The sequence below is a fragment of the Pseudomonas sp. L7 genome, assembly GCF_046605565.1.
GTDB lineage: Bacteria > Pseudomonadota > Gammaproteobacteria > Pseudomonadales > Pseudomonadaceae > Aquipseudomonas > Aquipseudomonas wayambapalatensis.
This window is the reverse complement of record NZ_CP176784.1, coordinates 4964091-4990924: the sequence shown is the minus strand read 5'-3', so window position 1 is coordinate 4990924 and position 26834 is coordinate 4964091. Positions and strand designations below refer to the sequence as shown.

General features: G+C 64.4%; 25 protein-coding genes. 18 read left to right on the top strand and 7 right to left on the bottom strand.

Translation table 11 applies throughout. The features are described 5' to 3' along the window. The first annotated feature begins 68 nt into the window (after window positions 1-68). Together thiC and cytX are read left to right on the top strand one after the other, a co-directional pair. The gene (gene thiC / locus ACK3BK_RS22885) at window positions 69-1949 is read left to right on the top strand and encodes a phosphomethylpyrimidine synthase ThiC (RefSeq protein WP_411383382.1); all 1881 of its coding nucleotides are present in this window, start codon (window positions 69-71) and stop codon (window positions 1947-1949) included. Between the two features lie 165 nt (window positions 1950-2114). Then, window positions 2115-3398 carry a putative hydroxymethylpyrimidine transporter CytX gene (cytX, locus tag ACK3BK_RS22880; RefSeq protein ID WP_411383381.1) on the top strand — a complete coding sequence of 428 codons (1284 nt, stop codon included), beginning with the start codon at window positions 2115-2117 and terminating at the stop codon, window positions 3396-3398. On the opposite strand, the gene ACK3BK_RS22875 is transcribed toward cytX, so the two are convergent. After that, entirely contained in the window at window positions 3367-4113 is a 747-nt protein-coding gene (locus ACK3BK_RS22875) for an RsiV family protein (RefSeq protein WP_186665896.1), read from the bottom strand. The genes cytX and ACK3BK_RS22875 overlap by 32 nt on opposite strands. Window positions 4114-4285: 172 nt before the next feature. Between ACK3BK_RS22875 and ACK3BK_RS22870 the strand changes: the two genes are divergently transcribed. From ACK3BK_RS22870 to ACK3BK_RS22830, 9 genes are all read left to right on the top strand, one after another. Then, window positions 4286-4903 carry an NUDIX domain-containing protein gene (locus ACK3BK_RS22870; protein WP_186665897.1) on the top strand — a complete coding sequence of 206 codons (618 nt, stop codon included), beginning with the start codon at window positions 4286-4288 and terminating at the stop codon, window positions 4901-4903. Further along, window positions 4894-5346, top strand: a complete 453-nt coding sequence (locus tag ACK3BK_RS22865; protein ID WP_186665899.1) for a DUF1249 domain-containing protein — start codon at window positions 4894-4896, stop codon at window positions 5344-5346. The genes ACK3BK_RS22870 and ACK3BK_RS22865 overlap by 10 nt, the downstream gene beginning before the upstream one ends. 84 nt (window positions 5347-5430) lie before the next feature. Next, window positions 5431-6240 carry a 3',5'-cyclic-AMP phosphodiesterase gene (gene cpdA / locus ACK3BK_RS22860; RefSeq protein ID WP_189657734.1) on the top strand — a complete coding sequence of 270 codons (810 nt, stop codon included), beginning with the start codon at window positions 5431-5433 and terminating at the stop codon, window positions 6238-6240. 154 nt (window positions 6241-6394) lie between these two features. Further along, entirely contained in the window at window positions 6395-7003 is a 609-nt protein-coding gene (locus ACK3BK_RS22855; protein ID WP_411383380.1) for a YqiA/YcfP family alpha/beta fold hydrolase, read from the top strand. Between the two features lie 36 nt (window positions 7004-7039). After that, window positions 7040-8944: a DNA topoisomerase IV subunit B gene (gene parE / locus ACK3BK_RS22850; RefSeq protein WP_054893165.1), complete on the top strand. Its 1905-nt coding sequence runs from the start codon at window positions 7040-7042 to the stop codon at window positions 8942-8944. Then, complete coding sequence (locus ACK3BK_RS22845) at window positions 8941-9927, top strand: esterase-like activity of phytase family protein (RefSeq protein ID WP_411383379.1); 987 nt, start codon at window positions 8941-8943, stop codon at window positions 9925-9927. Before parE ends, ACK3BK_RS22845 begins: the two co-directional genes overlap by 4 nt. Further along, the gene (locus ACK3BK_RS22840) at window positions 9924-10442 is read left to right on the top strand and encodes a TIGR02281 family clan AA aspartic protease (RefSeq protein ID WP_186665905.1); all 519 of its coding nucleotides are present in this window, start codon (window positions 9924-9926) and stop codon (window positions 10440-10442) included. Before ACK3BK_RS22845 ends, ACK3BK_RS22840 begins: the two co-directional genes overlap by 4 nt. A 10-nt stretch (window positions 10443-10452) precedes the next feature. Then, window positions 10453-12708: a DNA topoisomerase IV subunit A gene (parC, locus tag ACK3BK_RS22835; protein WP_186665907.1), complete on the top strand. Its 2256-nt coding sequence runs from the start codon at window positions 10453-10455 to the stop codon at window positions 12706-12708. A gap of 173 nt (window positions 12709-12881) precedes the next feature. Further along, window positions 12882-13592, top strand: a complete 711-nt coding sequence (locus tag ACK3BK_RS22830; protein ID WP_186665908.1) for a membrane integrity-associated transporter subunit PqiC — start codon at window positions 12882-12884, stop codon at window positions 13590-13592. A gap of 111 nt (window positions 13593-13703) precedes the next feature. On the opposite strand, the gene ACK3BK_RS22825 is transcribed toward ACK3BK_RS22830, so the two are convergent. Then, window positions 13704-15176, bottom strand: coding sequence for a histidine kinase (locus tag ACK3BK_RS22825; RefSeq protein ID WP_186711414.1), 1473 nt, complete (start codon window positions 15174-15176; stop codon window positions 13704-13706). Between the two features lie 135 nt (window positions 15177-15311). Between ACK3BK_RS22825 and serB the strand changes: the two genes are divergently transcribed. Further along, window positions 15312-16526: a phosphoserine phosphatase SerB gene (gene serB / locus ACK3BK_RS22820; RefSeq protein WP_186665910.1), complete on the top strand. Its 1215-nt coding sequence runs from the start codon at window positions 15312-15314 to the stop codon at window positions 16524-16526. A 45-nt stretch (window positions 16527-16571) separates the two neighbouring features. On the opposite strand, the gene asd is transcribed toward serB, so the two are convergent. The 3 genes from asd to ACK3BK_RS22805 are packed head-to-tail and all read right to left on the bottom strand — an operon-like array spanning window position 16572 to window position 19835. Beyond that, window positions 16572-17435 (bottom strand): archaetidylserine decarboxylase, encoded by an 864-nt coding sequence (gene asd / locus ACK3BK_RS22815; protein WP_411383378.1) that lies wholly within the window; start codon window positions 17433-17435, stop codon window positions 16572-16574. Window positions 17436-17444: 9 nt separating this feature from the next. Next, a complete protein-coding gene (locus ACK3BK_RS22810) occupies window positions 17445-18254 on the bottom strand; it encodes a rhodanese-like domain-containing protein (protein ID WP_186709718.1) in 810 nt (269 codons plus the stop codon). 45 nt (window positions 18255-18299) lie between these two features. After that, window positions 18300-19835, bottom strand: a complete 1536-nt coding sequence (locus ACK3BK_RS22805) for an HDOD domain-containing protein (RefSeq protein WP_186709716.1) — start codon at window positions 19833-19835, stop codon at window positions 18300-18302. 130 nt (window positions 19836-19965) lie between these two features. Here ACK3BK_RS22805 and motA point away from each other — a divergent pair, with 130 nt between their 5' ends. Further along, window positions 19966-20817 carry a flagellar motor stator protein MotA gene (gene motA, locus ACK3BK_RS22800; RefSeq protein ID WP_151926055.1) on the top strand — a complete coding sequence of 284 codons (852 nt, stop codon included), beginning with the start codon at window positions 19966-19968 and terminating at the stop codon, window positions 20815-20817. A 3-nt stretch (window positions 20818-20820) separates the two neighbouring features. Next, complete coding sequence (gene motB / locus ACK3BK_RS22795; RefSeq protein WP_411383377.1) at window positions 20821-21846, top strand: flagellar motor protein MotB; 1026 nt, start codon at window positions 20821-20823, stop codon at window positions 21844-21846. 42 nt (window positions 21847-21888) lie between these two features. Here the strand turns inward: motB and rsgA are convergent, their stop codons facing one another. Next, on the bottom strand, window positions 21889-22920 hold the full coding sequence (gene rsgA / locus ACK3BK_RS22790) for a small ribosomal subunit biogenesis GTPase RsgA (RefSeq protein WP_186665913.1): 1032 nt from the start codon (window positions 22918-22920) through the stop codon (window positions 21889-21891). Between the two features lie 92 nt (window positions 22921-23012). On the opposite strand from rsgA, the gene orn reads away from it, so the two are divergent. Both orn and ACK3BK_RS22780 read left to right on the top strand, forming a co-directional pair. Beyond that, on the top strand, window positions 23013-23555 hold the full coding sequence (gene orn / locus ACK3BK_RS22785) for an oligoribonuclease (RefSeq protein ID WP_054893178.1): 543 nt from the start codon (window positions 23013-23015) through the stop codon (window positions 23553-23555). Between the two features lie 85 nt (window positions 23556-23640). Further along, window positions 23641-24252, top strand: coding sequence for a trimeric intracellular cation channel family protein (locus tag ACK3BK_RS22780; RefSeq protein WP_054893179.1), 612 nt, complete (start codon window positions 23641-23643; stop codon window positions 24250-24252). 127 nt (window positions 24253-24379) lie between these two features. On the opposite strand, the gene queG is transcribed toward ACK3BK_RS22780, so the two are convergent. Next, a complete protein-coding gene (gene queG / locus ACK3BK_RS22775; RefSeq protein ID WP_186665915.1) occupies window positions 24380-25447 on the bottom strand; it encodes a tRNA epoxyqueuosine(34) reductase QueG in 1068 nt (355 codons plus the stop codon). 65 nt (window positions 25448-25512) lie between these two features. On the opposite strand from queG, the gene ACK3BK_RS22770 reads away from it, so the two are divergent. Together ACK3BK_RS22770 and tsaE are read left to right on the top strand one after the other, a co-directional pair. Next, window positions 25513-26373: an NAD(P)H-hydrate dehydratase gene (locus tag ACK3BK_RS22770; RefSeq protein ID WP_186709715.1), complete on the top strand. Its 861-nt coding sequence runs from the start codon at window positions 25513-25515 to the stop codon at window positions 26371-26373. Beyond that, entirely contained in the window at window positions 26361-26831 is a 471-nt protein-coding gene (tsaE, locus tag ACK3BK_RS22765; RefSeq protein WP_186665919.1) for a tRNA (adenosine(37)-N6)-threonylcarbamoyltransferase complex ATPase subunit type 1 TsaE, read from the top strand. The genes ACK3BK_RS22770 and tsaE overlap by 13 nt, the downstream gene beginning before the upstream one ends. Window positions 26832-26834 lie beyond the last annotated feature (3 nt).

Genomic DNA, 26834 nt, shown 5'->3' with positions numbered 1-26834 from the left:
GGTGCGTCCGCGCCTTTCAGGTTCTCCCCGACATTCCGCCCGCTAGGAAGCTGTCTGGAGAGCCTGTGATGAGTAAACAAGAAAAAGCGATCAGCCTGAGCGAGTCGGCCAAAGTCGACCAGCAGTCCGTGCAACCCCTGCCCAATTCGCGCAAGGTCTACGTCCAGGGCTCGCGCCCGGACATCCGCGTGCCGATGCGCGAGATCAGCCTGCACGACACCCCTACCGACTTCGGCGGCGAGAAGAACGCCCCGGTGCTGGTCTATGACACTTCCGGCCCCTACACCGACCCCAACGTCATCATCGATGTGCGCAAGGGCCTGGGCGATGTGCGCTCGGCCTGGATCGACGCGCGTGGCGACACCGAGCGCCTGGAAGGCCTGAGCTCTAATTTCGGCCAGCAGCGGCTGAACGACGCCGAACTCGCCAAGCTGCGCTTCGCCCACGTACGCAATCCGCGCCGCGCCAAGGCCGGCGCCAACGTCTCGCAGATGCACTACGCGCGCCAGGGCATCATCACCGCCGAGATGGAATACGTCGCCATCCGCGAGAACATGAAGCTGCAGGAGGCGCGCGCTGCCGGCCTGCTCGACCAGCAGCACGCCGGGCACAGCTTCGGTGCCAGCATCCCGAAGGAGATCACCCCCGAGTTCGTGCGTGAAGAGATCGCCCGCGGTCGCGCGATCATCCCTGCCAACATCAACCACACCGAACTCGAGCCGATGATCATCGGCCGCAACTTCCTGGTGAAGATCAACGGCAACATCGGCAACAGCGCCCTGGGCTCCTCGATCGAGGAAGAAGTGGCCAAGCTGACCTGGGGTATCCGTTGGGGTTCGGACACGGTCATGGACCTGTCCACCGGCAAGCACATCCACGAGACCCGCGAGTGGATCATTCGCAACTCGCCGGTCCCGATCGGCACCGTGCCGATCTACCAGGCCCTGGAAAAAGTCAACGGCGTTGCCGAAGACCTGACCTGGGAGCTGTTCCGCGACACCCTGATCGAGCAGGCCGAGCAGGGCGTGGACTACTTCACCATCCATGCCGGCGTATTGCTGCGCTATGTGCCGCTGACGGCCAAGCGTGTCACCGGGATTGTCAGCCGTGGCGGTTCGATCATGGCCAAGTGGTGCCTGGCGCATCACAAGGAGAACTTCCTCTATACGCATTTCGACGAGATCTGCGAAATCATGAAGGCCTACGACGTCAGCTTCTCGCTGGGCGATGGCCTGCGTCCGGGCTCGATCGCCGACGCCAACGACGCGGCCCAGTTCGGTGAGCTGGAAACCCTCGGCGAGCTGACCAAGATCGCCTGGAAGCACGACGTGCAGTGCATGATCGAAGGCCCAGGCCACGTGCCGATGCAGTTGATCAAGGAGAACATGGACAAGCAGCTCGAGTGCTGCGACGAGGCGCCGTTCTACACCCTCGGCCCGCTGACCACCGACATCGCTCCGGGCTACGACCACATCACCTCCGGTATCGGTGCGGCGATGATCGGCTGGTTCGGCTGCGCCATGCTCTGCTACGTCACGCCCAAGGAGCACTTGGGTCTGCCGAACAAGGATGACGTCAAGACCGGCATCATCACCTACAAGATCGCCGCGCACGCCGCCGACCTTGCCAAGGGCCACCCGGGCGCGCAGATCCGCGACAACGCATTGTCCAAGGCGCGCTTCGAGTTCCGCTGGGAAGACCAGTTCAACCTCGGCCTGGATCCGGACACCGCCCGCTCGTTCCACGACGAGACCCTGCCCAAGGAGTCGGCCAAGGTTGCGCACTTCTGCTCGATGTGCGGGCCGAAGTTCTGTTCGATGAAGATCACCCAGGAAGTGCGTGAGTACGCGGCCAAGATCGAGACCGTGGATGTGACTGCCGAGCAAGGCATGCGCGAGCAGGCCGAGCGCTTCCGCCAGGAAGGCAGCCAGATTTATCACAAGGTGTAAATGATGCCGGCAGGGTGGTGGTGAGCCACTCTGCCGTTGCATTTGTATCGAGGCCTCTGGCGCTTTCGCGGGCAAGCCCGCTCCTACAGGTTTTTGGGAGCGGGCTTGCCCGCGAAAGGGCCGGAGACTTCACCACAGACCCCAACTCCTTTGGCGACCCTTCCAATGACCACCCCCAGCCATTTCTCCCCCGATCACCCGGTCCCTTCCAGCCAGCGCCTGTTCGGCGCCCGCGACCTGTTCTCGCTGTGGTTTTCCCTCGGCATCGGCCTGATGGTGCTGCAGGTCGGCGCCTTGCTGGCGCCGGGCCTGGGCCTGGCGGGCTCGGTGCTGGCGATCGTGCTCGGGACTGCGGTCGGGGTGCTGTTGCTGGCAGCGGTCGGGGTGACCGGCAGTGATACCGGCCTCTCTGCGATGGCCGGTCTGCGCCTGTCGCTGGGGCGCCATGGCGCGCGCCTGCCGGCACTGCTCAACCTGCTGCAGCTGGTCGGGTGGGGATCGTTCGAGATCATTGTCATGCGTGACGCCGCCAGCCTGCTGGGCGCACGCACCTTCGGCGAAGGCAGTGCCTGGAACAGCCCGCTGCTCTGGACCCTGTGCTTCGGCGCACTGGCAACCCTGCTCGCCGTCAGCGGGCCGCTGGCCTTCGTGCGCAAGGTGCTGCGCAAGTGGGGGATCTGGCTGTTGCTCGGTGCCTGCCTGTGGCTGACCTGGAACCTGTTCGCCAAGGCCGATCTTGCCGACCTCTGGCGTCGCCCCGGCGATGGCTCGCTGTCACTGGCGGTGGGCTTCGATATCGTCATCGCCATGCCGCTGTCGTGGCTGCCGCTGATCGCCGACTACTCGCGTTTCGGCAAGCGTGCCAGCCGAGTCTTCGGTGGCACCGCGCTGGGCTTTTTCATCGGCAACGCCTGGCTGATGAGCCTGGGCGTGGCCTACACCCTGGCGTTCGCCCCGAGCGGTGAGGTGAATGCCCTGCTGCTGGCCCTGGCTGGCGCCGGGCTTGGTATCCCGCTGTTGCTGATCCTGCTGGACGAGTCGGAAAACGCCTTCGCCGACATTCATTCGGCGGCAGTGTCCACAGGCTTGTTGGTAAAGCTCAAGGTGGAGCACCTGGCGCTGGCGATCGGCCTGCTGTGCACCCTGATCGCGTTGCTGGCGCCGCTGGCCCAGTACCAGAACTTCCTGCTGCTGATCGGTTCGGTGTTCGCGCCGCTGTTCGGCGTGGTGCTGATGGATCACTTCGTGATCCGCCGTCGCCGCATGCCGCAGCAGGTGCCAGGGCTGCATTGGCCGGCGCTGCTGGCCTGGCTGGCGGGGGTGGTGGTCTACCACCTGCTGGCGAACAAGGCGCCGGAGCTGGGCGCGACCCTGCCAGCCTTGCTGCTGGCAGGTGGCCTATATGGGGTGCTGCGTGCTATCCGCGGCCGGGAAACAGTTCGGGCTTGATGACGCCGTTCAGGCGCGGATAAGGGATCTTCAGTTCGACGTGGCCCATGGAATAGGGCGCGATCGCGTAGACCTCATACTTCACCACCACCGCGCCGTACGTCAGGGCGATGTGCGGCGAGCGCTTGAATGGCCAGGTCTTCACGAACTCGGCGTCCTTGTCCATGCCGGTGCTGATCAGCCAGGCGCGGTGCGACTCCTCGACGGTCTTCCAGAAGGTCTCCTCCTGGCCGGGCACCAGCATGTCCTGCAGCGTGAGGACCTTGTCCTGCTTGCGTGAATAGTTGATGAAGGCCCGCCCTGGCATGCCGTGGGCGCCGCCGCTGTCCAGGTAACTGGACAGCTCGACGATCACCAGTCCGTCATGCTGCTCGCGTACCTTGGCCTGCAGGTAGCTGCTGTTGCGCGCTTGCGCGCTGGCCAGGTATTGCTGCTCGTACTGCTGCAGCGTGGTGGGTGCGGTGCCGCGCTGGTTGTCTTCGGTCAGTTGCAGCAAGCGACGCTCGACGATGGCATCGAGCTTGGGCAGCGCCGGGAAGTGTACGGTGTCGATGTTCACCAGCGGGCAATCGCGCTCGCTGCAACCGGGTTTGACGTGCTCCCAGGCTTCGCGCTTGACCTCGAGCGGTGCGCGATAGTTGGGCGTGAACAAGCTCTGGCAGGCGCCGAGGGTCAACGCCAGCAGGGCGACGGCAGTCAGTTTGACGAGCGTCATGGTGATCCTTGCAGAACATGGATGATCGGCCTTGGACCGTCGGCAGGGCCTTCGGTTCGCCACTAAGCTAACAGAGTGAGAACAGCCTGTCCCGGTCGCCGGAAAGGGATGAAAGCTGGCGGCACGCAGAGTAGGATGGCGCGACGCAGTCGTTGATGTAACGAGGAATTCCATGTCAGACACCTTGAATTCGGTGCCCAGGGCGGTCGAGATCGTCGAACGGGCCAATTGCTTCCAGGGCTTCTACAAGCTCGACAAGGTGCGCCTGCGCCACGAACTGTTTGCCGGTGGCATGGGACGCGAGATCAGCCGCGAGCTGTTCGTGCGCCACGACGCCGTCTGCGTGCTGCCCTACGATCCGCTGCGTGACGAAGTGGTGCTGATCGAGCAGTTCCGCGTCGGTGCGCTGGACAAGACCGACAATCCCTGGCTGATCGAACTGGTCGCCGGGCTGATCGACAAGGATGAGCAACCTGAGGAAGTCGCCCACCGCGAAGCCGAAGAAGAGGCAGGCTTGAGCTTCTGCGCGCTGTGGCCGATGACCCGTTACTTCCCGTCGCCTGGTGGCAGTGACGAGTTTGTTCATCTGTTTCTCGGGCGTTGCAGCAGCGAGGGTGCCGGTGGCCTGCACGGGCTGGAGGAAGAGGGCGAGGACATCCGCGTGCGTGTCTGGTCGTTCGAGGATGCGTTGCAGGCAGTACGTGACGGACGCATCGCCAACGCGGCAAGCATCATCGCCCTGCAGTGGCTGGCGCTGAACCGTGACGAAGTCCGGGGGATGTGGAAGTGAACCTGCTGCGCGAACGCTACCGGGTCGATCTCGTCGGCCTGCAGGCAGCCTGCGAGGCCAACTACGCGCGGCTGATGCGCCTGCTGCCGGACATGCGTACCACGCAAAGCTCGCGACGCATCGGCATGACCCAGGGCGACCAGATGCTCGGCGTGCTGGTGCTCGACGTGGTGCTGGCCTGCCCCTACACCACCACGCTGCGGGTATGCCAGGAGCACAGCCTGCCGTGGCTGCCGGTGCCGCAACTCGAAGTGCAGGTCTATCACGATGCACGCATGGCCGAAGTGGTGAGTGCCGAGCACACCCGGCGTCTGCGCAGCATCTACCCGTATCCCAACGCGGCCATGCACCAGCCCGACGAGAAGGCCCAGCTCAACCTGTTCCTCGGTGAGTGGCTGAGCCATTGCCTGGCCTGCGGCCACGAGTTCGAAACCGTGCGTTGAAATGTGACGCCGGTTGGTTTCGAGTATTTGCTCCAACTCTTTCTGCGGCCATAATCGTGCCGAATCCGATCAAGGAGACGGCCGTTGTCGCATTCACCAACCCCTCCCGCGCAGGCTCCGGTGCATGTGGTGCAGCTCACCGACGCCCACCTGTTCGCCGATCCGGCTGGCACCTTGCTGGGCCTCAACACCCGTGACAGCCTGCGCCACGTGGTGAGCCAGGTGCGGCGCGAGCAGCCGCGCATCGACCTGTTGCTGTGCACCGGTGACCTGTCCCAGGACGCCAGCGTGAACTCATACGCGGCGTTCCGCGAGCTGACCGACGGTTTTGCCGTGCCGACCCGTTGGTTGCCGGGCAACCATGACGAGGCCGAGGTCATGGCGCGTGTGGCGCCCGATCTGGTCCATGCCGTTACCGACATTGGCGCCTGGCGCGTGGTGATGCTCAACTCGGCGGTACTGGGTGCCACCCACGGGCTTCTTGAACAAGACCAGCTGGCGGCCCTCGATGCGGCTTTGGCGTCGGCGGGTGAGCGCCACTGCCTGGTGTGCTGCCACCACCAGCCGGTGGATATCGGCTGCGCCTGGATTGCGCCGATCGGCTTGCGCAATGCCGATGAGCTGCTGCAGTGTCTGCGGACTTATCCACAGGTGAAGGCGTTGCTGTGGGGGCACATCCATCAGGAGTGGGACGAGGTCCGCGACGGTATTCGCTTGCTGGCCACGCCCTCGACCTGCATCCAGTTCGCCGCGCACAGCGAAGACTTCAAGGTCAGCGAAGAACAGCCGGGGTATCGCTGGCTGCGGCTGCATGCCGACGGGCGGCTCGAAACCGGCGTCGAGCGGGCGAAGGATTTTGTGGTGACCCTGGATTTCAACAGTCCGGGTTACTGACAGGCTACCGCTCTTGCAAAGACCGCGGCAGCCGTGGGATTTGAAGATTGTGTTGCGAAAATCCCACCCTTGCGCCAAAACCCGGCGAACGCGCTACACTGCGCGTCCCTGTGCCCGCATCGTCGGGCGCGAAGCCACAGATTCCGGGGGCAGCATGTCGGGTTCCATCCTCTATATCCATGGCTTCAACAGCTCGCCGTTGTCCGCCAAGGCGCGCCAGCTCGAAGCGGTGATGCAGCAGTTGGGTCTGGGCGACCACCTGTGCGTCCCGGCCCTGCATCACCATCCGCGCCAGGCCATGGCCCAGCTCGAGACGGCTATCGCCGAGCTCGGTGCTCCGCTGCTGGTCGGCAGCTCCCTCGGCGGCTACTATGCCACGCACCTGGCCGAGCGCCATGGCCTCAAGGCCCTGCTGGTCAACCCGGCAGTGACCCCGCACAAGCATTTCGACGGCTACCTCGGCACGCAGCGCAATCACTACAGCGAGGAAACCTGGGAACTGACCCTCGACCACGTTCAGGCCCTGGCCGAACTGGAGGTGCCGCCGCCCCAGGACGCCTCGCGTTATCAGGTGTGGTTGCAGACTGCTGATGAAACGCTGGACTATCGCCATGCCGAACGTTATTACCGGGCCTGCGCCCTGCGTATCGAGGCGGGCGGTGATCACAGTTTCCAGGGTTTCGCCGAGCGCCTGCCGGCCCTGCTGGCCTTCGCCGGCATTGCCCGCGCGCAGTATGCGGCGCTTGATTTTTCTGTATTTTGACCTTTTTTGCACTCACCAGACTGACGACGAGAACCCATGGCCAATCCCAGCGCTAGCGCCTATAACGCAGACGCCATCGAAGTCCTCTCCGGCCTTGACCCGGTCCGCAAGCGGCCGGGCATGTATACCGACACCAGCCGGCCCAACCACCTGGCCCAGGAAGTCATCGACAACAGCGTCGACGAAGCCCTCGCCGGTCATGCCCGGTCGATCCAGGTCGTGCTGCATGCCGACCATTCGCTGGAAGTCAGCGACGATGGTCGCGGCATGCCGGTGGATATCCACCCTGAAGAAGGCGTCTCGGGTGTCGAGCTGATCCTTACCAAGCTGCACGCCGGCGGCAAGTTTTCCAACAAGAACTACCAGTTCTCCGGCGGCCTGCACGGCGTGGGCATTTCGGTGGTCAACGCCCTGTCGACCCAGGTCCGCGTGCGGGTCAAGCGCGACGGCAATGAATACCAGATGACCTTCGCCGATGGTTTCAAGGCCACCGAGCTGGAAGTAATCGGCACGGTCGGCAAGCGCAACACCGGTACCAGCGTCTACTTCGCGCCCGATCCCAAGTATTTCGATTCGGCCAAATTTTCCATCAGCCGTCTCAAGCACGTGCTCAAGGCCAAGGCCGTGCTGTGCCCGGGGCTGTCGATCAGCTTCGAGGACAAGGGCACCGGCGAGAAAGTCGAGTGGCACTACGAGGATGGGCTGCGCTCCTACCTGGTCGACTCGGTCAGCGAATTCCAGCGTCTGCCCGACGAGCCGTTCTGCGGCAGCCTGGCCGGTAATAAAGAAGCTGTTGATTGGGCGCTGCTGTGGCTGCCTGAGGGCGGCGACAGCGTTCAGGAAAGCTACGTCAACCTGATCCCCACCGCCCAGGGTGGCACCCACGTCAACGGCCTGCGCCAGGGCCTGCTCGATGCCATGCGCGAGTTCTGCGAGTTCCGCAACCTGCTGCCGCGTGGCGTCAAGCTGGCGCCTGAGGACGTGTGGGAGCGCATCACCTTCGTGCTCTCGATGAAAATGCAGGAGCCGCAGTTCTCCGGCCAGACCAAGGAGCGCCTGTCGTCTCGCGAGGCCGCGGCGTTCGTTTCCGGCGTAGTCAAGGATGCCTTCAGCCTGTGGCTCAACGCCCACCCGGAGCTGGGCATGCAACTGGCGGAGCTGGCGATCAGCAACGCCGGCCGTCGCCTCAAGGCGAGCAAGAAGGTCGAGCGCAAGCGCATCACCCAGGGGCCGGCATTGCCCGGCAAACTGGCCGATTGCGCCGGGCAGGACCCGATGCGTGCCGAACTGTTCCTGGTCGAGGGCGACTCGGCAGGTGGTTCGGCCAAGCAAGCGCGTGACAAGGAGTTCCAGGCGATCCTGCCCCTGCGCGGGAAGATCCTCAACACCTGGGAAGTCGATGGCGGCGAAGTGCTCGCCAGCCAGGAGGTGCACAACATTGCCGTGGCCATCGGCGTAGACCCAGGTGCCACCGACCTGTCGCAACTGCGCTACGGCAAGATCTGCATCCTCGCCGACGCCGACTCCGACGGCTTGCACATCGCCACGCTGCTGTGCGCGCTGTTCGTCCAGCATTTCCGCCCGCTGGTCGAGGCCGGGCACGTCTATGTGGCCATGCCGCCGCTGTACCGTATCGACCTGGGCAAGGAGATCTACTACGCCCTCGACGAAGCCGAGCGCGATGGCATTCTCGACCGCTTGGTCGCCGAGAAGAAACGTGGCAAACCCCAGGTCACCCGATTCAAGGGCCTGGGCGAAATGAACCCGCCACAATTGCGCGAAACGACCATGGATCCGAACACTCGGCGCCTGGTGCAGCTCACCTTGGATGACCTGGCCGGCACCACAGAGATCATGGACATGCTGCTCGCCAAGAAGCGTGCGGGCGATCGCAAGAACTGGCTGGAGACCAAAGGCAACCTGGCCGAGGTCCTGGTTTGATTCGTCTGCTTGTCGCAGCCTTGCTCGCGCTGGCCAGTTTGGCGAGTTTCGCCAGCGACTGGCCGGAGCTCAAGCTCACCGGCGAGCACCCGATCGAGGGCATGCGCGGCGGCAACCTGTCGGGCCTGGCCCTGTGCCGTGGCGCCCTGTGGGGTGTCTCGGACCGCGACGACGATCGTATCTACCGGCTGGAGCAACAGGAAGGTGTGTGGCGGGCAGAGGCCCTGGCCTTCACCCCGCCACCAGTGCCGGAGAGCGGGCTGCCCTGGGGGCTGAAGTCACGCAACTGGGCGGTATCGTTCATTCGTGGCGGCGAGCTGGATTTCGAAGGCATCACCTGTGACAGCGCGGGCAACTTCTATGTGGTCAGCGAGGCACATGCGGCGGTGTTGCAATTGCCCGTCGAGGGCGAGCCGAACTGGTTGAAGATCGATCCGGCCATGGTTCGCCAGGCCCGTGCCAGTGGCATGCTGCTGCACTTCAATGCCTTGTTCGAAGGCCTGGCCATCAATCCGGCCGGTGACCGCCTGTGGTTGGCTGCCGAGCGCGAGCGTCGTGGGCTGATCGCCGTGCAGCGTCAGCAAGCGGTATGGACCTGCGGACGCAGTTGTGTGCTGCTCAGCGAGGCCGGAGTGGAGATGCAACCGTCACAGATGCCCGGCTCGCGGGCACTGTCGCGGGACTTCGCCGACCTTGCACTGTTCGACGGCAAGCTGTTCACCCTGGAGCGCAATGCCTTCCGCATTTGCCGACGTGATGCCGACACCGGAGCGGTCGAGCGCTGCTGGTCGTTCGCCGCCGATGCCCTGGTCGACACGCGTCGCTACGACCAGCCGTTCGGCCTGGCCGAAGCGCTGGTGATCGACAAGGACGGCGCCTGGATCGGCCTGGACAACAACAACGGCACCCGTGCCGATGGTGAAACCCGCCCTATCGTCTGGCGCTTTGCCGCGCCTGCGGGCGGCTGGAGCGCGGAGCCTTGAGCCAGCCAGCGGGCAAGCGGGCGGGCCGGGTCCTGATGGTCCTCGCCTGGGCGGCGGCGATGTTTCTTGCCACGCGCTTTTTCGGGCAGTGGGAGGATCGCCAGCAGAACCCCAACAGTGTCGTGCAGTCCGAGCGCGGCGAAGGCTTTGTCGAGGTGCGCCTGCTGGGCAATGGCCAGGGCCACTTCGTCGCCGATGGCGCGATCAACGGCAAGGTCGTGCATTTCATGCTCGATACCGGTGCCACCGATGTGGCGATCCCCGAGGCACTTGCCCGTGATCTGGCGCTGCAGCGCGGCGCGCCGGTGATGCTCAGCACCGCCAATGGCCGCACCGAGGGCTATCGCACACGGCTCGACAGCCTGCAGTTGGGCGATATCCGCCTGCGCGATGTGCGTGCCCTGGTGGTGCCCGGGCTGGACGGACAGACGGTGCTGCTCGGCATGAGCGCGTTGAAACAACTTGAATTTACTCAGCGCGGCGGCACCATGCTGCTGCGCCAGAACCTGAAATGACGAGGCTCGCATGAGCGACTTACTGGACAGTCTCGAAGGCGTCGAACGCCGTTCCCTGGCCGACTTCACCGAACAGGCCTACCTCAACTACTCCATGTACGTGATCATGGACCGCGCCCTGCCGCACGTCGGCGACGGCCTCAAGCCGGTGCAGCGACGCATCGTCTATGCCATGAGCGAACTGGGGCTGGATGCCGACTCCAAGCACAAGAAGTCGGCGCGTACCGTCGGCGACGTGCTCGGCAAGTTCCACCCCCACGGCGACTCGGCGTGCTACGAAGCCATGGTGCTGATGGCGCAGCCGTTCAGCTACCGCTACACGCTGGTCGACGGCCAGGGCAACTGGGGTGCGCCGGACGATCCGAAGTCGTTCGCTGCCATGCGTTACACCGAGGCGCGGCTGTCGCGCTACTCCGAGGTGCTGCTCAGCGAACTGGGCCAGGGCACCGTCGACTGGGTGCCGAACTTCGACGGCACCCTGCAGGAGCCGCAGGTATTGCCGGCGCGCCTGCCGAACATCCTGCTCAACGGCACCACCGGCATCGCCGTGGGCATGGCCACCGACGTGCCGCCGCACAACCTGCGTGAAGTCGCCAGCGCCTGCGTGCGCCTGCTCGACGAGCCTAAGGCAACCATCGAGCAGCTGTGCGAGCACATCCAGGGCCCTGACTACCCAACCGAAGCCGAGATCGTCACGCCACGGGCCGAGATCCAGAAGATCTACGAAACCGGCAAGGGCTCGATTCGCATGCGCGCGGTGTACCGTGTCGAGGACGGCGACATCGTGGTCACTGCTCTGCCGCATCAGGTGTCCGGTGCCAAGGTGCTGGAGCAGATCGCCGCGCAGATGCAGAACAAGAAGCTGCCGATGGTCGCCGACCTGCGTGACGAGTCGGACCACGAGAACCCGTGCCGCATCGTCATCATTCCGCGCTCCAACCGTGTGGACGCCGACGAACTGATGCAGCATCTGTTCGCCACCACCGATCTTGAAAACAGCTACCGGGTCAACGTCAACATCATCGGCCTCGATGGCCGTCCTCAGTTGAAGAACCTGCGCACGCTGTTGCAGGAGTGGCTGCAGTTCCGCATCGGCACCGTACGCCGCCGCCTGCAGTTCCGCCTCGACAAGGTCGAGAAGCGCCTGCACCTGCTGGATGGCTTGCTCACAGCGTTCCTCAACCTGGATGAAGTGATTCACATCATCCGCACCGAGGATCATCCCAAGCAGGCGCTGATCGAGCGCTTCGAGCTGACCGAGATTCAGGCCGACTACATCCTCGAGACCCGCCTGCGTCAGCTGGCGCGCCTGGAAGAGATGAAGATCCGTGGCGAGCAGGACGAGTTGCTCAAGGAGCAGGCCAAGCTGCAGGCCCTGCTGGGCAGCGAGACGAAGCTGCGCAAGCTGGTACGTAGCGAACTGATCAAGGACGCCGAAACTTACGGCGACGATCGCCGTTCGCCAATCGTCGAGCGCGCCGAGGCCAAGGCGCTGTCGGAAAACGAGCTGATGCCGACCGAGCCGGTCACCGTTGTGCTGTCGGAAAAAGGCTGGGTACGTTGTGCCAAGGGCCACGATATCGATGCCACAGGCCTTTCGTACAAGGCTGGCGATGGCTTCAAGGCTGCAGCGGCGGGGCGTTCCAACCAATTCGCGGTGCTTATCGACTCCACCGGGCGCAGCTATTCGCTGGCAGCCCACAGCCTGCCATCGGCCCGTGGCCAGGGCGAGCCGCTGACCGGGCGTCTGACGCCGCCGCCGGGCGCCACCTTCGAGTGCGTGCTGCTGCCGGACGATGATGCGCTGTATGTGGTGGCATCCGATGCTGGCTACGGTTTCGTGGTCAAGGGCGAGGATCTGCAGGCCAAGAACAAGGCGGGCAAAGGGCTGCTCAGCCTGCCCAATGGCGCCAAGGTGATGACGCCGCGGCCCGTCGCCGATCGTGAGCAGGACTGGCTGGCGGCGGTCACCACCGAAGGTCGCCTGCTGGTGTTCAAGGTTGCCGACCTGCCGCAACTGGGCAAAGGCAAGGGCAACAAGATCATTGGCGTACCGGGTGATCGCGTGGCCAGTCGTGAAGAATTCGTCACCGATCTGGCGGTGATCGCCGAGGGATCGACGCTTGTATTGCAGGCTGGCAAGCGTACCCTGTCACTGAAGCCGGATGACCTTGAACATTACAAAGGCGAACGCGGACGTCGTGGTAGCAAATTGCCACGTGGTTTCCAGCGGGTCGACGGCATGGCGGTAGAGCGCCCGGAGTAAACCGGTGGTTCGCCTGGAACGGCGTTTTCAGCGTCGTTCCGGGCGGAAATGCTGGAGTCTGGCGACTATTTCGCGGATGATACACCCCTTGCGGGGCCGGCGTGGCCGTGTGCCCGCGGGAATCCACACGAGTATCACTGCGGTTGCCGGGCGGCGGCCGCTTGGATGGGATGATGAAATTTCTGCGCCTTCCATTTGCGCTGCTGATGACGGGGTTGCTGGGTCTGAGCGGGTGCAGCATGCACCAGCCGGTGGCCCTGTACCAACTCGACAGCGGCGACCCCGGCCAGCCTTCGCAGGCTGCCGGCATGGCGGTCGTGCTAGGTCCGGTATCGGTAGCCGACTACCTGCAACGTGAAACCTTTCTGCAACGCCAAGCCGATGGCAGCCTGACTGCGGCGACCGACGGTCGCTGGGCCGGCAGCCTTTCGTCGGATATCGACCAGTTGCTGGTGCGCCAGCTCGCCTGGCGCCTGGACAGCCAGCGTGTCGTGCTTGCACCTGCCAGCGCCGGCTTCACGCCGGATGTGCAGGTACTGCTGTCGATCACCCGCCTGGACTCGGGCGCCAACCAGCCGGCGATCCTCGATGCCCAGTGGCGCGTGCTGGACCGTCGTGGCCATGTGCGCGACAACCGTATCGTCCACCTCGAGCAACAGCATGAGGGCAGCGAGGCCTCGCAAGTCCAGGCCCAGGGGCAGTTGCTGCAGAAGCTGGTCGAGCAGTTGAGCGTTGCCGTCAAGCCACTGGCGAACCAGCCAGCGGTCGCTGAAGAGACGCCGAAAAAGCCGGCGGCTCCAGTTCAGGTCAAGAAGGAGCCGGAGAAATCGAGGATTCCGATGGCTTCGCCGATCCGCACCGATATGGAAGTCTATCGGTTCTGATTCAGCACCCACAAAAAAGCCCGCAGCGATGCGGGCTTTTTTGTGGGTGCCGGATTGCAGGCCTTTCGCGACACAGGGCCGCTTCGACAACTGCACCGCGGATCAGGCCATTCAGGCCCGACGCTCATGCATCCGCGCCAACTGGCGCTCGAGCATCGACGGGTAGGGCTCCATCAGTCGCTCGACACAGCAGGCGCCTTCAGGGCTGGCGATCGGGCGAATGCGCGCGCGCTGGCGGATCAGGGCGTCGTCGCTGACCTGGCGCTCGACCAGCAGCAGGTTGCGGCTGTGTTGCGACAGGGCCAGGGCATCCTGGGCCTTCTCGGTCATCAGCAGTTCGACCTGATCCATGCCCAGCAGGTCTTCACCCAGCGCCAGGCCCAGCTGCAACTGCAGGGTGATACCGCTGTCGGCGACCTCGATCTGCAGGGCGTGGCCCAGGGCGCGCAGCAATTCGCCACAGCAGATGGCGTTGGTGAGGTAGTCCTCGCCGCTGTCACGGCTGTGGAACAGCAGCAGTGTGCTGCCATCGTCGAGGGTGTGCACTTCACCTTCGTACAGCGACGCGGCCTGGTCGAGGCAGTCGCGATAACGCTCCAGCAATTCGGTCAGGCGCGTGCGTGGCAGACGGCGCAGTTGCTCCTGGGAGCCGAGTTGCACGGCGAGCACGGCGCTGGTGTTCGGCTCGTCAGATTCCGGTGCGGCCAGCGCCTTGGGGCTGTGCTCGGTGTCGTCGAGCAGGTCGGCAAAGGCGTCGTCGTCTGCGTCGTCGTCCTGGGCGGCCACCCTGGCCGCTACGGGCTTGGGTGCGGCCTTGCGTGGCGGCTCCTCGACATGCAGGTCGGCGAAATCATCCTCGTCGTCTTCCTCTTCTTCCGGCTCCGGCGGTGGCGGCGGGGCCAGACGGGCGTGGAGCTGACGAGCGAGATCGCCGATTTCGTCCTGGCGCTCGATGGCCGGGGTATAGGGGTGCGGGTCACGCAGCCAGACACGCAGTTGCAGCAGCGGCGTCGAGATGAAGCGACCCAGGCGCAGGCTGAGGGTGAGCGCCAACGCCAGCAGAATGGCCGCGAGAATACCCATGCTCTGCAGGCTGATCAGCATGGGTTGCTGGAACTGGCTCATGTCCAGGCTGATGCGCAGTTGCCCGGCGGTCACGTCCTGGAAGGTGATCTTGGTCTGGTAGACCCCTTCGGCCTCGCCCAGCAGGCTGTTCTTCGGCCGTTGCCCGGCCTCGGCGAGGATGCGGTTGTCGACGCTGTAGATCGCCGCGTGGGCCACCAGCGGGTTCTTCACCAGGTTGCCCAGCAGCACGTTGAGGCTGAGGATGTCGTTGGACACCAGCAGCTCGGTAGCCGAGGTCGCGGTCTGCACGGTCAGGCTCTGGCCGACGGCATCGGCCTGCTCGTGCATGGCCTGCTTGAACTGCAGGCCCATCACGCAGGCATAGATCACCAGAGCCAGCGCCACCAGGAAGATGTTGTGGCTGGCGATGCGCAATGCCAGGGGAATACGACGCTGGCGCAGGGCTCGGAAGATCATCAGAAAGAAGTTGTCGGTTTTGACAGGCGTGGGCCGGTTCACAGAGCGCGGCTCTTTATGGCGGAATAGATGCTGGGCAGTATAGCGACCCGCGTTTTGTCGGCAAAGTATCGATGGCGCCCGATGGTCATGGAAAGTGGGTAGAATGCGCATTTTTCATCGAGTTGGAGCCCGGTCTTGCGCGAAATCGTCCTGATCAATATCACTGGTGAAGACCGTCCGGGTCTCACTGCGGCCATCACCGGCGTCCTGCTCCAGGGCGGTGTGAACATCCTCGACATCGGTCTTGCGGTCATGCATGGCACGCTGTCGTTCGGCATTCTGGTCGATATTCCCGACAACGAAGTCGCCACCGGCTTGCTGCAGGGGGTGCAGTCCAAGGCCCATGAGCTGAACCTGCAGGCGCGCTACACGCCGATCTCCGAGGCAGACTACCAGCAATGGGTGGACGGCCATGGCGATAATCGCCACATCGTCACGCTGCTCAGCCGCAAGGTCACGCCTGAGCAACTGCAGCGGGTGAGTGCGGTCATCAGCCGATATGGCCTGACCATCGAACGTATCGAGCGCCTGTCGGCACGTGTGGCGCTCGACGCCGCCACCGACAAGAGTCGCGCCTGCCTGGAAATCTCGGTGCGTGGTGAACCGACCGACGCCCAGGCCCTGCGCGCCGATTTCTTCGCATTGTCGGCCGAGCTGGGTGTCGACATCGCCTTCCAGCAGGATGACCTGTTCCGTCGCAATCGCCGCCTGGCGGTGTTCGACATGGATTCGACGCTGATCGAGGCCGAGGTGATCGACGAGCTGGCCAAGGCTGCCGGTGTCGGCGAGCAGGTGTCGGCGATCACTGAGCGCGCCATGCGTGGCGAGTTGGATTTCCGTGCCAGCTTCAAGGAGCGCATGGCGCTGCTCAAGGGCCTGGACGTCGGCGTGCTGGACGAAATCGGCGCGTCGCTACGCCTGACCGAAGGGGCCGAACACCTGTTTGCCGAGCTCAAGCGCCTGGGTTACAAGACTGCGATCCTCTCCGGCGGTTTTTCCTACTTCGCCAAGCAGGTGCAGGCACGCCTTGGCATCGACTATGTGTTCGCCAATGAGCTGGAAGTGGTGGATGGCAAGGTGACGGGCGTGGCGGTCGAGCCGATTGTCGATGCCCAGCGCAAGGCCGACCTGCTGAAGGAGCTGGCGCACAAGGAAGGATTGCAACTGGAGCAGACCATCGCCGTGGGCGATGGCGCCAACGACCTGCCGATGCTGTCGCTGGCCGGCCTGGGCGTGGCCTTCCGCGCCAAGCCGCTGGTGCGTCAGTCGGCCAAACAGGCGATTTCCACGCTGGGCCTCGATGGCGTGCTGTACCTGCTCGGCTGGCGTGACCGCGACGGTCGCGCGTAAGGCCCTGAAACAGCGGGGCTGCAGAGCAGCCCCGCCAATCCTGAGTCAGCCCTGTGCCGGCAGCGCCAGTTGCTCACCCATGCGTACGGCAGACCCGGCGCCCAGGGCTTCGGCCCATTTCACCTGCTCTGGTCCGAACAGCACGATCGCGGTCGATCCCAACTTGAAACGCCCCAGTTCCGCGCCTTTTTCCAGATAGATCGGCGCGCGGCTGGCTTCGTCGTAGCGGAAGGTCTTCAGTTCGCGCTTGGGCGGCGTGACCAGCCCGGCCCAGACCGTCTCGATCGAGGCAACGATCATCGCCCCCACCAGCACTACGGCCATCGGCCCGCGTTCGGTGTCGAACAGGCAAACCACGCGCTCGTTGCGGGCGAACAGTTCCGGGACGTTTTCTGCCGTGGTCTGGTTGACCGAGAACAGGCGGCCCGGTACGTAGACCATTTCACGCAGGGTGCCGGCCAGCGGCATGTGCACGCGGTGGTAGTCCTTCGGCGACAGGTAGATGGTGGCGAACTCGCCGCCCATGAACGGCGCGGCCAGTGCCGGATCGCCACCGAGCAGCTCGAGGGCGCTGAAGCTGTGGCCCTTGGCCTGGAAGATGCGACCGTGCTCGATCGGGCCGAGCTGGCTGACCGCGCCGTCGGCCGGGCACAGGATCGCGCCCGGGGTTTCATCCAGGAGGCGCGCGCCGGGCTTGAGGGCGCGGGTGAAGAACGCGTTGAAGTGCTCGTAGGCGGTCAGGTCTTCGACCAGCGCCTCGGACATGTTCACCTGGTAGCGTTTGGCGAACCAGGCGGTGAAGGCATTCTTGAACCAGCGTGCGCGGCACTCGGCGACGCAGCCGGCCAGGCGCGACAGCAGGTGATGCGGCAGCAGGTGCTGGCTGATGATGAACAGACGGGATTTCATGCAGGTTCCTTAAACTTCTACAGGCGTGTCCGGGTGATTGCCCCACTCGCTCCACGAGCCGGCGTAGGCCTTGACCCGTGGATAGCCGAGTGACTTGGCCACCAGGTAGGTGAATCCGGAGCGACGGTGGGTCTGGCAGTGGGTGATCACTTCCTTGTCAGGGGTGATGCCCAACTGCTGCAGTACTTCGGCGATGTCCTTGCGAATGCGCAGGTGGTCGTTGAGGTCCATGCCGGCAGTCCACTCGAAGTTGACCGCGCCGGGGATATGGCCGCCCTTGGCTGCCAGGACTTTCTCGCCATTGAACTCCTGCGGGCCGCGGGCGTCCCAGACCACCAGGTCGTCTGCGCCCAGGCGGCTTTGCAGGTATTCGCGAGTGGCGGTGGGTTCGGCGCGCAAGCGCAGGCGTACAGGCGTGCTGGCGGCTGGTGGCACTTCAGTGACGAGCTTGTCCGCGGGCCAGGCCTGGATGCCGCCGTTGAGGTAGTGGTAGCGCGTGTGGCCGATCACGTCGAGCAGCCAGATGAAGCGCCCGGCCCAGCCGCCGCCTTCGTCGTCGTATACCACGTACACCGCGTCGTCCCGATGGCCAAGCTCGCTGAACAGCTTTTCCAGGTCGGCCTGGGTCGGCAGCAGGCCGGGGGCCGGGGGCTGGCCCAGTTGGGTGCGCTTGCCCTCGACGAACCGCGCGCCGGGGATATGGCCGCTGACATAGCGGTTGGCGCTGCTCAGGTCGACCAGGATCAGCTCAGGCGAATCCAGGCGTGGCAGCAGGTCGGCGGCTTCGATCACCAGGGGCAAGCCGGAAAAATCAGTCATCCACGGTCTCCGGGGAGCAAGGGAGGTGCGATTGTAGCGCAAGGCTCAGGCATTGCGGTTGGCGAAGCTGGCCAGCGCGCGCTCGATACACTGTGCGGTTTTCCCGAAGGCCTGCACGCTCACGTCGGCAAGCGGCTTGCCGCCCTGGTCGGCGATCGCCAGCATCAGCACCTGGTCGTTCACGGCCAGCGAGCGCAACAGCAGGTGTTCGCTGGGGAACAGCGCACGCAGCGGTGCGGGCAGCAGGGCGGAAAACTGGGCATGGTTGTCGGGTGTCAGGCGCAGTTGCGCGGCTTTGCTCAGCAGTTTTTGCAGCAGCTTGCTCTGGCCCAGTGCCAACGTCAGCCCTGAGGCTTCGCGCGGCAGGCCGGCGCTTTGCTGGACGCGCAGGCAGTCGTTGGGTTTGTCGAGCAACAACAACAGCACCCGCTGCATGCCGCAAGCCAGCAGCGCCTCGCGTGCCTGGGTGGCCAGGTGCACGGTGTTGGTGAAGGGGCTGGGCTGTGCAAGAAGGTCGCCGCACAGCGTGCGCCAGCGCGCCAGGTCTTGGGCGGGTGGCGGTGGCGGGGTGAGCATGTCCGGGTGCGGACGCCGCTGCTGCCAGGGCCAGATCAGCGCCTCGGCCGGGTGGAACAGCGCATGCCGGGCGTGGTGACGGGCGCTGGCCGCCGCTTGCTGGTGCACTTGCTGCTGCACATCGTCCAGCGTGGTTTGCAGGTACATGGCTGTGAGCAGTTGCCAGCGCAGCAGGTGCGGGTTGTCCCAGCCGACCTGGGCCGACAGCGCGAGGCCGTTGGCCAACAGCACGGTGTTGGCCGGTTGGTTGAACCAGCGGCGCAGCCCGGGCTCTTCGTCCAGTCGATGCTGCTTGCTCAGATCGTCGGGCTCGCGGGCGATGTTCAACACCTGGGCCAGTTGCTCGCGTTCTTCGAGCAGCAGGCGATAACCCTGGGTGACCCATTCCGGCAGGCGCCAGTGTGTGGCGACGGCGCGGCACAACTCCATGATGCGCACACCAAACAGTGCATGTTCCACCTCTGAAGCTTCTTCGCCCTTGTGAATGACCCGCAGTTCCCAGGTGTCGAGCAGCTTGGGGTAGGCCAGGGCCAGCGCCCACAGTGGCGAGAGGAACAGCAGGCTGCCCCAGTGGATTTCCTGCCACAGGCGTGCCAGGCGGCTGGCGAACAGGCCGTTGGCCTGCTGGGTGGCGTGCTGGCTGATCAGCAGGAACTGGCGCAGTACTGGGGGGATGTCGTCGCCCGGTATCGATGGCAGGCGCCCCATCAGTTGCAGGGTGCGGCTCAGGCCCAGGCGATTCAGGGCGACTTCCAGGCTCTCGGCGGGCTCGGCCTGGCTGGCGTGGGTCGGGTGATTGGCTTCGCGCATCACGCACAGCACCAGCGACGGGCTGTCCTGCATCAGTTCGGCGATGTCGCGCAGCGAGCGACGGTTGTCGTTGATGGCCGCCAGAACGCGGTCGTGACTTTCTTTGGGCACCGGCACGCGGATGCCGTCGAGCAGCCTTACCCAGGCATCTAGAGAGGAGGGGATCTGCGCTGGCACCTTGGTTTCGATTGGCATTTTGACATCAGTCCAAACTGGCTTTTCGCATTGAGTGGCTATAGTCTGGCGCAGTTCTGCCGATAAGGAGAAGAAGAGTTTCCAAGCTTCCGCCCCTGACCCTGACCACGACAGCAAGTGCTTTCAATCTATGGCTAAAATTATCGGCATCATCGTCGTATTCGCGAGTGTGCTCGGCGGATACGTGCTCTCCCACGGCAAGATCGCGGCGCTGATCCAGCCGTTCGAAGTGCTGATCATCGGCGGTGCGGCCTTTGGCGCGTTTCTCCAGGCCAACCCTGGCTACATGACCATGCACGTCATGAAGAAGTCGCTGAAGATGTTCGGCAGCCGCTTCACCCATACGTTCTACCTGGAAGTGCTGGGCCTGATCTACGAGATTCTCAACAAGAGTCGCCGCGAGGGCATGATGGCCATCGAGGGTGACATCGAGGATCCCGCGGCCAGCCCGATTTTCGCCAAGTACCCTGCGGTCATGGGCGATGCGCGGATGACCGCGTTCGTCTGCGACTACCTGCGCATCATGTCGACCGGCAACATGGCGCCCCATGAGCTCGAAGGCCTGTTCGACATGGAGCTGCTGAGCATGAAGGAAGACCTCGAGCACCCGTCCCATGCAGTGACCAGTGTCGCCGACGCCATGCCCGGCTTCGGTATCGTCGCTGCGGTACTGGGTATCGTGGTGACCATGGCCTCGCTGGGCGATGGCGACCAGAAGTCCATCGGCCTGCACGTCGGTGCAGCGCTGGTCGGCACCTTCTTCGGTATTCTCGCCGCCTACGGCTTCTTCGGCCCGCTGGCCAACTGCCTGCGCCACGATGCCAAGGAAGAACTGAACGTCTACGAGGCGATCAAGGCTTCGCTGGTGGCCTCGGCGTCCGGCATGCCGCCGTCGCTGGCTGTCGAGTTCGGGCGCAAGGTGCTGTACCCGGCGCACCGACCGAGCTTTGCCGAACTGGAACAAGCGGTTCGCGGTCGCTAAGTCATGGAGAACAATCAGCCCATCATCGTCAAGCGCGTCAAGCGCTACGGCGACGGCCACCATGGCGGTTCCTGGAAGATCGCCTTCGCCGACTTCGCCACGGCGATGATGGCGTTCTTCCTGGTGCTGTGGTTGCTGTCCACGGCCACTCCGGAGCAGAAGATCGCCATCGCCGGCTACTTCAAGGACCCGATCGGCTTCTCCGAAAGCGGTACGCCCTACGTCATCGACCTGGGCGGCTCGCCGCAGCTGGCACCGGAAAAGACCATCAACCCGGAAGAGAAGTCCGAGCCGACGCCTGACACCAGCGTGCAGATGGACAAAGACCGGATCGAGACCATGGCCGAGCAGGTCGAGCAGGAGCGTCTGCAACTGCTGCTGCAGGAGCTGCAGAACAAGGTCGAGGAAAATCCGCAACTGCAGAAGTTCAAGGACCAGATCCTGTTCGAGATCACCCAGGACGGACTGCGCATCCAGATCATGGACGCCGAGAACCGACCGATGTTCGACCTCGGCAGTGCGCGCCTGAAGCCCTACTTCGAAGACATCCTGCTGGCGATGGCCGACACCATCAAGGCTGTGCCGAACAAGATCAGCGTCAGCGGCCATACCGATGCCAAGCCTTATGCCGGCATCGGTGATTTCGGCAACTGGGAGCTGTCGGCCAACCGTGCCAACGCCGCGCGACGTGCGCTGGTGGCGGGTGGTTATCCGGATGGGCAGGTCGCAAGGGTGGTGGGTTACGCCTCCTCGTCGCTGTTCGACCGCGAGAACCCGTTCAATCCGGTCAACCGCCGGATCGACATCATCGTGCTGACCAAGAAAGCCCAGCGGGATATCGAGGGCGAGCAGGGCGCACCTGAAGCACCGGCCAATCCGACCCCGCCTGCCAATGCGGCGCCAGGAGCACCTGGTGCCTCCGCCGCGCCGGCCGATGGCGCGGCGCCGATGCAGCCGCGTGAATTGCGTCAGAAGCTGAACATCTTCGAGGATGGCGTGCTGAAGATGGACGAGCCCAAGGAAAACTGAGCACGTAATCGGCAAGAGCGGCGCAATGCCGCTCCTGCATCTTCAGTAGGTGTCTTGCGTCAGGCTAGCCACGATCGAGCGGTAGCTGTGCATCCGCTGCGCCGAGATACGCCCTTCCTCCAGCCCTTTGAGCAGCGCACACCCCGGCTCGCGGTCGTGCTTGCAGTCGCGGAAGCGGCAGTTGCCGAGCAGTTCGCGGAATTCGATGAAGCCTGCTTCCACATCGTCCCGGCTGACATGCGCCAAACCAAACTCGCGGATACCGGGTGAGTCGATCAGGTCGCCCCCGTTGGGGAAGTGGTAGAGCCGTGCGGTGGTGGTGGTGTGGGTACCCTGGCCCGACCACTCCGACAGGTCGCCCACTCGCGTCTGTGCCTGCGGCAGCAGGCTGTTGACCAGCGACGACTTGCCCACGCCCGATTGCCCGACGAACACGCTGATGTGCTCGTCCAGTGTCTGCTGCAGGCGTTGCATGCCATCGCCGTGGTGTGCAGACACCTCCAGCAGCGGGTAACCGAGGTCGCGGTACACTGCCAGCAACGCATTGAGCGTCGCTGCGTTGTCGTCGTTGATCAGGTCGGCCTTGTTCAGCAGCAGCAGCGGGCGGATGCCGGCGTGCTCGGCGGCGACCAGGTAGCGGTCGATGAGATTGGCCTGGGGCTCGGGTGCCGGGGCGAAGACGATCACGATCAGGTCGACGTTGGCCGCCACTGGCTTGAGTTGCCCGTGGTTGTTCGGCCGACACAGCTCGGTGCTGCGCGGCATCTGCGCGACGATCACGCCGTTGCCCTGGTTGCCGGCCCGCCAGACCACCTTGTCACCTGTGACCAACGCCGGCAGGTTGGCGCGCAAGTGGCAGCGGAACACCTGGCCTGCGACGTCGCCGTCCTGGGCCTCGACCTCGACCGTGACGCCGAAGTGGGCGATCACCAGGCCCAGTTGTTCGGGCCCCAGGTCGCCGCCTTCGAGCTCCTGCAGGGCGTGCTGCTCGCGTTTGGCGGCGCGGGCGGCGCGTTCACCCTGGATCTTTTCGATGCGCCAGTTCTGGCGGCGGTTGAGCTGGCGTTTGGCCATGGAGGTTCCGTGTTGGCGGGGCAAAAGAAAACGGCAGGCAGTTTAGCACGCTCCACTAGGCTAATATGTCGGCCTATTCGAGGAGCTCATTCATGCACAACCCACAGAACCTGATCTGGATCGATCTGGAGATGACCGGCCTGGATCCGGACAACGACGTCATCATCGAGATGGCCACCATCGTCACCGACAGTGAACTGAACACCCTGGCCGAGGGCCCGGTTATCGCCATTCACCACAGTGACGAAGTACTGGCGCGCATGGACGAGTGGAACACCCGCACCCATGGCGCCTCGGGCCTGACCCAGCGCGTGCGCGAAAGCCGTATCGACATGGCCGAAGCCGAAGCACAGACCATCGCCTTCCTCGAGCAGTGGGTACCCAAGGGCAAGTCACCGATCTGCGGCAACAGCATCTGCCAGGATCGCCGCTTCCTCTACCGCCACATGCGCGCGCTGGAAGGCTACTTCCACTACCGCAACCTCGATGTCTCCACCCTCAAGGAGCTCGCTGCACGCTGGGCACCCGACGTGCGCGACAGCTTCAAGAAAGGCAGCACGCACCTGGCACTGGATGACATCCGCGAGTCGATCGCCGAGCTGCGTCACTACCGCGAACATTTCATCAAGGTCTGATGAATCAAGGGGCGTACATGCGCCCCCTTTTGGTGCCCCGCGCGAGTGAGTAGACTGCGCGCCTTTTCTCGCACGGATCTGCGCCATGCTGTTGATGCTCTACCTCATCGCCATCACCGCCGAAGCCATGACAGGCGCCTTGTCCGCCGGTCGGCGCGGCATGGACTGGTTCGGCGTGGTGCTGATCGCCTGCATCACCGCCCTGGGTGGCGGCTCAGTGCGCGACGTTCTGCTTGGGCACTACCCGCTGACCTGGGTGAAGCACCCTGAATACCTGGTGCTGACCAGTTTCGCCGCATTGCTGACGATCTTCATCGCGCCGCTGATGCGTCACCTGCGCTCGCTGTTCCTGGTGCTCGACGCCCTTGGGTTGGTGGCCTTCACCTTGATCGGCTGCATGACGGCGCTGGAAATGGGGCAGGGGATGCTGGTGGCGTCGATCAGCGGCGTGATCACTGGCGTGTTCGGCGGGATCCTGCGCGACATCTTCTGCAACGATATTCCCTTGGTGTTCCGGCGCGAGCTGTATGCCAGCGTGTCGTTCGCAGCGGCCTGGTTCTATCTGGGCTGCGTGTACTTCAAGGTGCCAGCCGAGCAGGCGATGCTGTTGACCCTGTTTGGCGGCTTCCTGCTGCGGTTGCTGGCGATCCGCTTCCACTGGGAAATGCCCAAGTTCCACTACAACGACGAGCATTGAATCTTCGGGATCGACTGCGGCCTTTTCGCGGGCAAGCCCGCTCCCACAGGGACTGGCTGGCCTTTAGATTTGAGCAAGACAGTCTCCTGCAAGAGGTGCCGCCCGCGAAAAGGTCGCACTGTGCCTGTCAGCTCGCCGCCTCGTGCCGCGCCAACGCCCACTCCACATGCTCCCTGACCAATGCCGAAGGATGCTCGCGCCGCGCTTTCAGCGCCTCGAGCACGGCAATCGTCGAAGGTGCGTTGCCCAGCCCAACCGCCAGGTTGCGCAGCCAGCGCTCGTAACCGGCACGACGCAGCGGCGAGCCTTCGGTGCGGCTGAGAAAGGTCTTTTCGTCCCACAGGAACAGTGCCGCCAACTCGACATTGTCCAGTCCGTGACGCGGCTTGAAGTCGTCCTCGCCAGTCGATTTGGCGAAGCGGTTCCAGGGGCAGACGATCTGGCAATCGTCGCAACCGAACACCCGGTTGCCGATCAATGGACGCAGCTCCACGGGGATCGCGTCCTTGAGCTCGATGGTCAGGTACGAGATGCAGCGCCGCGCATCGAGCTGGTAGGGGCCGACGAAGGCTGCGGTGGGGCAGATGTCCAGGCACGCCTGGCAGCGTCCGCAGTGCTCGCTGGTCTGGGCTTCGTCGGCGGGCACAGGCAGATCGACGAACAGCTCGGCCAGGAAGAAGTAGCTGCCCGCTTTACGGTTGAGCAACAGGGTGTTCTTGCCGATCCAGCCGAGCCCGGCCTGTTGGGCGATGGCTTTTTCCAGTACCGGGGCGCTGTCGACGAAGGCACGGTAGCCGAAGGGGCCGATGGCTTCGTGGATGCGGTCAGCCAGGTGCTGCACGCGCTTGCGCACCAGCTTGTGATAGTCGCGGCCCAGCGCGTAGCGGGAGATGTAGGCTTTTTCCGGCTGAGCCAGGCGTTGGGCCATCAGCGTATCGCCGGGCAGGTAGTCCATGCGCAGCGAAACCACCCGCAAGGTGCCGGGAATCAGTTCGGCGGGGCGCGAACGTTTCGTGCCGTGCGCTGCCATATAGTCCATCTCGCCGTGATGGCCGGCCTCCAGCCAGCGCTGCAGGTGCTGTTCATGCTCGCCAAGCTCGACATCGGCGATGCCCACGTGGGCAAAACCGAGTTCGCGGCCCCAATCCTTGATCGATTGGGCCAGTGCTTGAAGGTCTAGAGAGGAGGCGGACATGGATGGACAAGGCATTGCAGGCTCAGGTGCGTATAATTCTGCCAGACATCGGAGCCTTTGACCCCATGCCTCAGACCAAACACCCCACCAACACCCCGCAAACGCTCAGCAGCGTGACCGTCGCGCACCTGCCTGCGCGGCCGGCGACTGCCCACAAGGGCGATTTTGGCCATGTGCTGGTGGTCGGCGGCGATCTGGGGACCGGCGGCGCCGTGCTGCTCAGTGCCGAAGCCGCCCTGCGCTGTGGCGCGGGGCTGGTCAGCCTGGCGACACGCCCCGAACATGTGTCCGCGAGCCTCAGCCGCCTGCCGGAAACCATGTGCCTGGGCGTCAGTTCGGCCAACCAGTTGATGGCGGTGCTGGAGCGCGCCTCGGTGCTGGTGGTGGGGCCTGGTCTTGGCCAGGCTGCCTGGGGCCGCAGCCTGCTTTCGGCTGTTGCCAATGCGCACCTGCCGCAGGTCTGGGACGCCGATGCGCTCAACCTGCTGGCGCGCACGCCCCTGGCTTTGCCGAGCGGCAGCATCCTGACCCCGCATCCTGGGGAGGCTGCGCGTTTGCTGGGCGTTTCCACCGAGGCCGTACAGGCCGATCGGCCTGGGGCTGCGCGTAAACTGGCGCGTCGCTACGACAGTGTCTGCGTGCTCAAGGGCGCCGGGACCCTGGTCGCCAACCCGGACGGCCAGTTGCGGCTGTGCGAGCGAGGGCACCCGGCCATGGCCGGTGCCGGCCTGGGCGATGTGCTGACCGGCGTGCTGGCCGCGTTGCTGGCCCAGGGCCTGGACGCCTGGCAGGCGGCGGGCCTGGGCGTGTGGTTGCACGCCTGCGCTGGCGAACGTCTGGGCGCGCAGGGCAGAGGTCTGGCGGCCAGCGATCTGGTTCCGGTCATTCGAGAATTGTTGGAGGAGCATTCAGCGTGTCAGGCATAACCCTGTTTCTGGCCGACGAGCCGGCCACCGTCGCGTTCGGCGCGACACTCGCCAAGGTCACCGGCGGCCATGGCGTGATCTTTCTGGAAGGCGACCTGGGCGCCGGCAAGACCACCTTGTCGCGTGGTCTGATTCGTGGATTGGGTCACACTGGCGCAGTGAAAAGTCCGACCTTCACTGTGGTGGAACCTTATGAAATAGGCGACATCCGCGCCTTCCATTTCGATCTTTACCGCCTGGTCGACCCGGAAGAGCTAGAGTTCATGGGGATTCGCGACTATTTCGAAGGCGATCCGCTGTGTCTTTTCGAATGGCCGCAGAAGGGCGAGGGCGTTTTGCCAAAGCCCGACCTGACCATTACCATAAGCCCCCAGGCGGGCGGCCGCTCGCTGAACCTGTCGCCGCAGGGGGCTCGCGGCGAAGCCTGGTGTGCCGCTCTGGCTGCCGAAAACAAATAGTAA